The organism is Nocardia brasiliensis NBRC 14402, from assembly GCF_000308475.2.
GTDB classification, from domain to species: Bacteria; Actinomycetota; Actinomycetes; order Mycobacteriales; family Mycobacteriaceae; genus Nocardia; species Nocardia brasiliensis.
On record NZ_BAFT02000086.1, the window covers coordinates 1 to 7,005 of the forward strand.

Consider the following 7,005-nt stretch of genomic DNA (forward strand, 5'->3'; position numbering starts at 1 on the left):
CGGCGGCGGCGCGCCCGGTGGTGGCGCCGGTGCCGGCACGGGTGCGCCCGGTGCCGGTGGTGCCGCGGGTGGTTTCCGTGGTCGTCCCGGTGGCGGCGGTGGTCGTCCGGGTGGTCCCGGTGGCCGTGGCGGTGCGGCCGGTGCGTTCGGTCGCCCCGGTGGCGCCCCGCGTCGTGGCCGTAAGTCGAAGCGGGCGAAGCGCGCCGAGTACGAGAGCATGCAGGCGCCCGCCGTCGGCGGCGTGCGGCTGCCGCGCGGCAACGGCGAGATCATCCGGCTCGCCCGCGGCGCCTCGCTGTCGGACTTCGCGGAGAAGATCGATGCGAACCCGGCCGCCCTGGTGCAGGCCCTGTTCAACCTCGGTGAGATGGTCACCGCGACCCAGTCGGTGAACGACGAGACGCTCGAGCTGCTCGGCAGCGAGATGAACTACGTCGTGCACGTGGTCAGCCCCGAGGACGAGGACCGCGAGCTGCTGGAATCGTTCGACCTGACCTACGGCGAGGACGAGGGCGGCGAAGAGGATCTCGAGCAGCGTCCGCCGGTGGTGACCGTGATGGGTCACGTCGACCACGGTAAGACCCGACTGCTGGACACGATCCGCAAGGCCAACGTCCGTGAGGGCGAGGCGGGCGGCATCACCCAGCACATCGGTGCCTACCAGGTGCTCACCCACCTCGGCGAGCAGGACCGGCTCATCACCTTCATCGACACCCCGGGTCACGAGGCGTTCACCGCCATGCGTGCCCGCGGTGCGAAGGCCACCGACATCGCGATCCTGGTGGTCGCCGCCGACGACGGCGTCATGCCGCAGACGGTGGAGGCGATCAACCACGCGCAGGCGGCCGATGTGCCGATCGTGGTGGCGGTCAACAAGATCGACAAGGAAGGCGCGAACCCGGACAAGGTCCGTCAGCAGCTGACCGAGTACAACCTGGTGGCCGAGGAATACGGTGGCGACACCATGTTCGTCAACATCTCGGCTCGCCAGGGCACCAACATCGACCAGCTGCTCGAGGCCGTCCTGCTCACCGCGGACGCGGCGCTCGACCTGCGGGCCAACCCGGACATGGACGCGCAGGGTGTCGCCATCGAGGCGCACCTCGACCGTGGCCGCGGCCCGGTGGCGACCGTGCTGATCCAGCGCGGCACGCTGCGCGTCGGCGATTCGATCGTGGCGGGCGACGCCTACGGTCGCGTCCGGCGCATGGTCGACGAGCACGGTGACGACGTCACCGAGGCGCTGCCGTCGCGGCCGGTCCAGGTCATCGGCTTCACGTCGGTGCCGGGCGCCGGTGACAACCTGCTCGTGGTCGACGAGGACCGGATCGCTCGCCAAATCGCCGACCGGCGCAATGCGCGCAAGCGCAACGCACTGGCCGCGCGCAGCCGCAAGCGGATCAGCCTGGAAGATCTGGATGCCGCCCTGAAGGAGACTTCGGAGCTCAACCTGATCCTCAAGGGCGACAACTCCGGTACGGTCGAGGCCCTCGAAGAGGCGCTGCTCGGCATCCAGATCGACGACGAGGTGCGGCTGCGGGTCATCGACCGCGGTGTCGGTGGTGTCACCGAGACCAACGTCAACCTGGCGTCGGCGTCGAACGCGATCATCATCGGGTTCAACGTCCGGGCCGAGGGCAAGGCGACCGAGCTGGCCAACCGCGAAGGTGTGGACATCCGGTACTACTCGGTGATCTACCAGGCCATCGACGAGATCGAGAAGGCCCTCAAGGGCATGCTCAAGCCGATCTACGAAGAGGTCGAGCTGGGCCGGGCGGAGATCCGCGCGATCTTCCGTTCGTCGAAGGTCGGCAACATCGCCGGTTGCATGGTCACCTCGGGTTCGGTCAAGCGCAACGCCAAGGCGCGCCTGCTCCGCGACAACGTGGTGATCGCCGAAACCGTCACGATCTCCTCCTTGAAGCGGGAAAAGGACGACGTCACCGAGGTCCGCGAGGGCTTCGAATGCGGTTTGACGCTGACCTACAACGACATCAAGGAAGGCGACATCATCGAGGCCTACGAGCTGCGCGAAAAGCCGCGCGACTGAGCTCTGGACCGTGCGTCACGCCCGGCGTGACGCACGGTCCGGCCTTTCGAACTTTGTGAGGTGGATGGGTGTACCTGGGTGCACTGGAGTTCGACCTCCTCCTGGGGGATGTGCATTCACTCAAGGAGAAACGCTCGGTGATCCGGCCGATCCTGGCCGAACTGCAGCGTTTCGGGGTGAGTGCCGCCGAGGGTGGGGAGCATGACCGCCATCGTCGCTCGTTGCTCGGGGTCGCCCTGGTCAGTTCCGGTATGGATCATCTGACCGAGGTACTCGATCGTTGCGAGCGGCACGTCGCGGCACGTCCGGAGTTACAGTTGCTGGCAGTGCGCCGCAGGATCTTCGGACCCGAAGATTGACCGTGTCGGGAGGTCCGTTCACTCCCGTCACCAGTGAAAAGAGGAGGGTTCAGCCATGGTGGATCAAGCCAGGGCACGCCGACTCGCGAAGCGGATTTCCTCGATCGTGGCGACCGCGATCGAATACGAGATCAAGGATCCGCGGCTGGGTTTCGTGACCATCACCGACGCCAAGGTCACCGGCGATCTACGCGAGGCGACGGTGTACTACACGGTCCTGGGCGAAACCTTGGACACCGAACCGGACTACGAGGGCGCCGCGCAGGGGCTGGAGAAGGCCAAGGGCGTGCTGCGCTCGAAGGTCGGCGCGGGCACCGGCGTGAAGTTCACGCCGACCCTGGCGTTCGTGCTCGACAAGGTGCCCGAGGTCGCGGCGGATATGGAAGCGCTGCTGGCCAAGGCCAGGGCGGCGGACGAGGCGGTGGCCAAGGTGGCCGCGACCGCCCGGCACGCCGGTGACGCCGACCCCTACAAGGTCGAACGCGACGACGAGTGACATGCGGTAGACGATGACGACGATGCGGGAAACAGTCGACCTCGAACCGGCTGTCGAGGCAATGAAAGCCGCCCGCTCGGTCACCGTCCTCTGTCATGTGCAACCGGATGCCGACACGGTCGGCAGCGGTCTCGCGCTGGCGCTGGTCCTGCATCGGCGCGGGATCCCGGTGTGGGTGTCGTTCGCCGAGCCCGCCGAGCTGCCGGAATCGATGCGGTCGCTGCCCGGTGTGCAGCATCTGGTGCCGCCCGCCGAGGTGCCCGCCGAGGTCGACCTGTTGATCGCGGTCGACTGCGGCAGCGCCGGGCGCCTCGGCGCGCTCGCCGACCGAATGGCCGGGGCCGCAACGGTTCTGGTGCTCGACCATCATCGATCCAATACCCGGTTCGGCACGATCAACGTGATCGACCCCGGCGCGGAATCGACCACCAGCCTGATCGTGCGGGTGCTCGACACCTGGGGCATTCCGATCGATCCCGAAGTGGCGCACTGTCTTTACGCGGGACTGGTGACCGACACCGGATCGTTCCGCTGGGTGCGTCCCGGTACCCACGTGCTGGCCGAGCGGCTGCTCGCCACCGGCATCGACGGCGCCGAGATCGCCCGAACCCTGTTGGACACCCACCCTTTCGGCTGGCTGACCATGCTGTCGAGGGTGCTGGGCACCACCCAGCTCGTGCCGCAGGTGCGCGGCGGCATCGGGCTGGTGTACGCGTTCGTGCGGCGCGACGATATCGCCGAGGTGAGCTCCGAAGAGGCCGAAAGCGTCATCGATATCGTCCGCACCACCTCGGAAGCGGGAATCGCCGCGGTGTTCAAGCAATCTCGCACCGTCGCCGACCGCTGGACGGTATCGCTGCGGTCCCGCGACAGCAGGCCGGGCGCGAACGACGGTGTGGACGTCGCCGAGATCGCGAGCGGACTCGGCGGCGGGGGACACCGGTTCGCCGCGGGCTACACCGCCTACGGCACCGCGGACGACCTCGTCGCCACCCTCTTGGCCGCGCTGGAGTGAGTGGCCCCTACGGTGTCGAGTGACGAGGTGGATGCGTGAGTGGCCAAGGTGCGCGGCCGATCGAGGACGATCCGGCCGCGGGTGCCGCGCCGTCGACCGTGGCGACCGGTGAGGTGGTCGCCGAGCCTGCGGCGCAGGCGGGTCCGGGGCGGATTCTCGGGTTGGCGATTCCGACGCTCGGTGTGCTCGTCGCCGAACCGCTGTATCTGTTGTTCGATCTGGCCGTGGTCGGGCGGTTGGGCGCGCTCGCGCTGGCGGGGCTCGCGGTCGGCGGATTGATTCTGGCGCAGGTGAGTTCGCAGCTGACGTTTCTGTCCTACGGGACGACGGCGCGGGCGGCGCGCCGGCACGGTGCGGGAGACGAGCGCGGCGCCGTGGCCGAAGGGGTGCAGGCGACGTGGCTCGCGATCGGTGTGGGACTGGCGATTCTGGTGCTGGTCCAGTTGTGCGCGGTCCCGCTGACCACCGCGATCTCGGGCGGCGGGGATATCGCCGACGAAGCCCTGTTGTGGGTACGGGTGGCGCTGTTCGGGGTGCCGCTCATCTTGATCTCCATGGCGGGCAACGGATGGATGCGCGGCATACAGGAAACGCGCCGCCCGCTGATTTACGTCGTTGCCGGGCTTGCGATTTCGGGGGTGCTGTGCCCGGTACTGGTGCACGGGCTGCTCGGCGCGCCCCGGATGGAGCTGCCCGGTTCGGCGGTCGCGAACGTGATCGGCCAGCTGGTGATGGCGGCATTGTTCCTGAATACCCTTGTTCGCAGACGGGTTCCGCTCGCGCCGCACTGGTCGGTGATGCGGGCGCAGCTGGTGCTCGGTCGCGACCTGATCGTGCGCAGCCTCGCTTTCCAGGCCTGCTTCGTGTCGGCCGCGGCGGTGGCGTCCCGCTTCGGCGCGGCCTCGGTCGCGGCGCACCAGCTGGTGCTGCAACTCTGGAATTTCCTTGCGCTGACCCTGGATTCGCTCGCCATCGCCGCGCAGACCCTGGTCGGCGCCGCGCTCGGCGCGAACGACGCGGCCGGCGCGCGGACGCTGGCTCGGCGCGTCACCCAGTGGTCGGAGATCTTCTCCCTGGGGCTCGCCGCGTGTTTCGCCACGGGCGCCGTGCTGATCCCGAAGCTGTTCACCGACGATCCCGCGGTGCTGGACCGGACCCATGTCGCGTGGTGGTTCTTCGTCGGCATCATCCCGGTCGCGGGCATCGTGTTCGCCCTCGACGGCGTCTTGCTCGGCGCGGGCGACGCCGCCTATTTGCGGACCAGCACGCTCGGCTCGGCGTTGCTCGGCTTCCTCCCCGCCATCTGGCTCTCGCTCGCGTTCGACTGGGGGATCGCCGGAATCTGGGCCGGTCTGGTGGCTTTCATGGTGCTGCGGCTGGCCGCGGTGTCCTGGCGGGCGGCGTCCGGTCGCTGGGCGCAGGTGGGCGCCGAGGTTCCCGGCCGCGGACAGCCCACCGGTTGACGAACGAAACCCCGGGCCGGTCCCGGGGTTTCGCGTTCCGGACGGTGCGTCAGTCGGGCAGGAAGCAGCGGTCGGCCGGTAACGACTCGACCGTGCCCGCGGGCACCGACACCTTGGCGCAGGCCAGGGTCGGGTACGTGCCGGGCGTCTGCGAGTCGCCCTCGTAGTCGGCGCAGTAGGTGACGGCCAGATGGTCGCCCGCGGCCACCTCGCGGCTCAGCGTGAAGTTCGCCGGTGCGGCGGCCCGGTCGGACAGCTCGTTCTGCTGGGGATCGCCGTCGATCAGCAGCGTGCACTGCACCTGAGCGGCGGGTAGATCCGAGCTGATCGTGGTCAATGTGGCGGTGACGGTGCTGCCCGCGACTTGTAAGGTCGCGCTGCTCGGCGGGATGGTGACGGCCGCCCCGGCGAGACCGGGAGCGGCGATGATGGCTGCCGCGGCCGATGATGCCACGACAAACCCTCGAATTGTGTTGCGTGCGATCATGACCGGCAACCTACCGTGCTGCTTGCTTCGATTCGGAAGTTTCGGGATACCGTTTGTCAGGTCGCCGCGTGCCGCGGTCGGTGATCTCGGCGCGCCCGGGGGTGGGCGGCGCGGAGGGGGTGGGTGTGCTTAAGGTGGGTGTGGTGATACCCAAGTTGATGGCGGTGAGCGACATTCACGTCGGGCACCAGGGGAATCGGCCGGTCGTCGAGCAGATCAAGGCCGACTCGCCGGAGGACTGGCTGATCGTGGCCGGGGACGTGGGGGAGAAGACCGACGACATCCGGTGGGCGCTGGAGCTGCTGCGTGGCCGGTTTGCCAAGGTGATCTGGGTGCCGGGCAACCACGAGCTGTGGACCACGGCGAAGGACCCGGTGCAGATGACCGGCGCCGCCCGCTACGACTACCTGGTGTCGATCTGCCGCGACCTCGATGTGCTGACCCCGGAGGACCCCTTCCCGGCGTGGGAGGGCGCGGGCGCGGAGCAGCACGGCGGGTCGGTGACGCTGGCACCGATGTTCGTGCTCTACGACTACACCTGGCTGCCCGAGGGCGCGACCACCAAGGCCGAGGGCCTCGCGATCGCGCGGGACCGCAATGTGGTCGCCACCGACGAGTACCTGCTCTCGCCGGACCCGTATCTGACCCGCGACGCCTGGTGCAACGCTCGCGTGCAGGTCACCAAGCGCAAGCTGGACGCGCTGCCCGAGGGCACGCCGCTGGTGCTGATCAACCACTTCCCGCTGGTCCGCCAGCCGACGGACGTGCTGTTCTATCCCGAGTTCGCGCTCTGGTGCGGTACCGACCAGACCGCCGACTGGCACACCCGCTACAACGTGGTCTGCTCGGTCTACGGTCACCTGCACATCCCGCGCACCTCGCACTACGACGGTGTCCGCTTCGAAGAGGTGTCGCTCGGCTATCCGCGTGAATGGCAGCGCCGCGGCCTCCCGGACCGCCTGCTCCGCCAGATCCTGCCCGCCCCCGAGTACCCGCCGGGCACCCTCAACGAGTGGGGCGGCCACTTCCAGGTCACCCCGGAGATGAAGGCCGCCGCCGAGGAAATGCGCCTGAAGGCCCGCCGCCGGCGCGGGCTGTGACCTCGCCGCACCCCTTCTGCGTTCGCGCACCCGGG

Annotated in this window: 7 protein-coding genes; 6 read left to right on the top strand and 1 reads right to left on the bottom strand. The window is 68.9% G+C overall.

What is annotated here, in order from left to right; all coding sequences use genetic code 11:
• The 5 genes from infB to TY25_RS30545 all read left to right on the top strand — a co-directional run.
• Positions 1-2,050: translation initiation factor IF-2 (gene infB / locus TY25_RS30525; protein ID WP_081869206.1), on the top strand; the 2,050-nt coding region annotated here is incomplete at its 5' end.
• Positions 2,051-2,118: 68 nt separating this feature from the next.
• Positions 2,119-2,409: a DUF503 domain-containing protein gene (locus tag TY25_RS30530; RefSeq protein ID WP_014986911.1), complete on the top strand. Its 291-nt coding sequence runs from the start codon at positions 2,119-2,121 to the stop codon at positions 2,407-2,409.
• Positions 2,410-2,464: 55 nt separating this feature from the next.
• Complete coding sequence (gene rbfA, locus TY25_RS30535) at positions 2,465-2,905, top strand: 30S ribosome-binding factor RbfA (RefSeq protein ID WP_042261898.1); 441 nt, start codon at positions 2,465-2,467, stop codon at positions 2,903-2,905.
• A 13-nt stretch (positions 2,906-2,918) separates the two neighbouring features.
• Positions 2,919-3,920 carry a DHH family phosphoesterase gene (locus tag TY25_RS30540; protein WP_042261899.1) on the top strand — a complete coding sequence of 334 codons (1,002 nt, stop codon included), beginning with the start codon at positions 2,919-2,921 and terminating at the stop codon, positions 3,918-3,920.
• A gap of 113 nt (positions 3,921-4,033) precedes the next feature.
• Positions 4,034-5,383, top strand: a complete 1,350-nt coding sequence (locus tag TY25_RS30545; RefSeq protein WP_042261904.1) for an MATE family efflux transporter — start codon at positions 4,034-4,036, stop codon at positions 5,381-5,383.
• A 49-nt stretch (positions 5,384-5,432) separates the two neighbouring features.
• Here the strand turns inward: TY25_RS30545 and TY25_RS30550 are convergent, their stop codons facing one another.
• The gene (locus TY25_RS30550) at positions 5,433-5,837 is read right to left on the bottom strand and encodes a hypothetical protein (RefSeq protein WP_146153909.1); all 405 of its coding nucleotides are present in this window, start codon (positions 5,835-5,837) and stop codon (positions 5,433-5,435) included.
• 176 nt (positions 5,838-6,013) lie between these two features.
• Between TY25_RS30550 and TY25_RS30555 the strand changes: the two genes are divergently transcribed.
• Positions 6,014-6,970: a metallophosphoesterase family protein gene (locus TY25_RS30555; RefSeq protein ID WP_086006301.1), complete on the top strand. Its 957-nt coding sequence runs from the start codon at positions 6,014-6,016 to the stop codon at positions 6,968-6,970.
• Positions 6,971-7,005 lie beyond the last annotated feature (35 nt).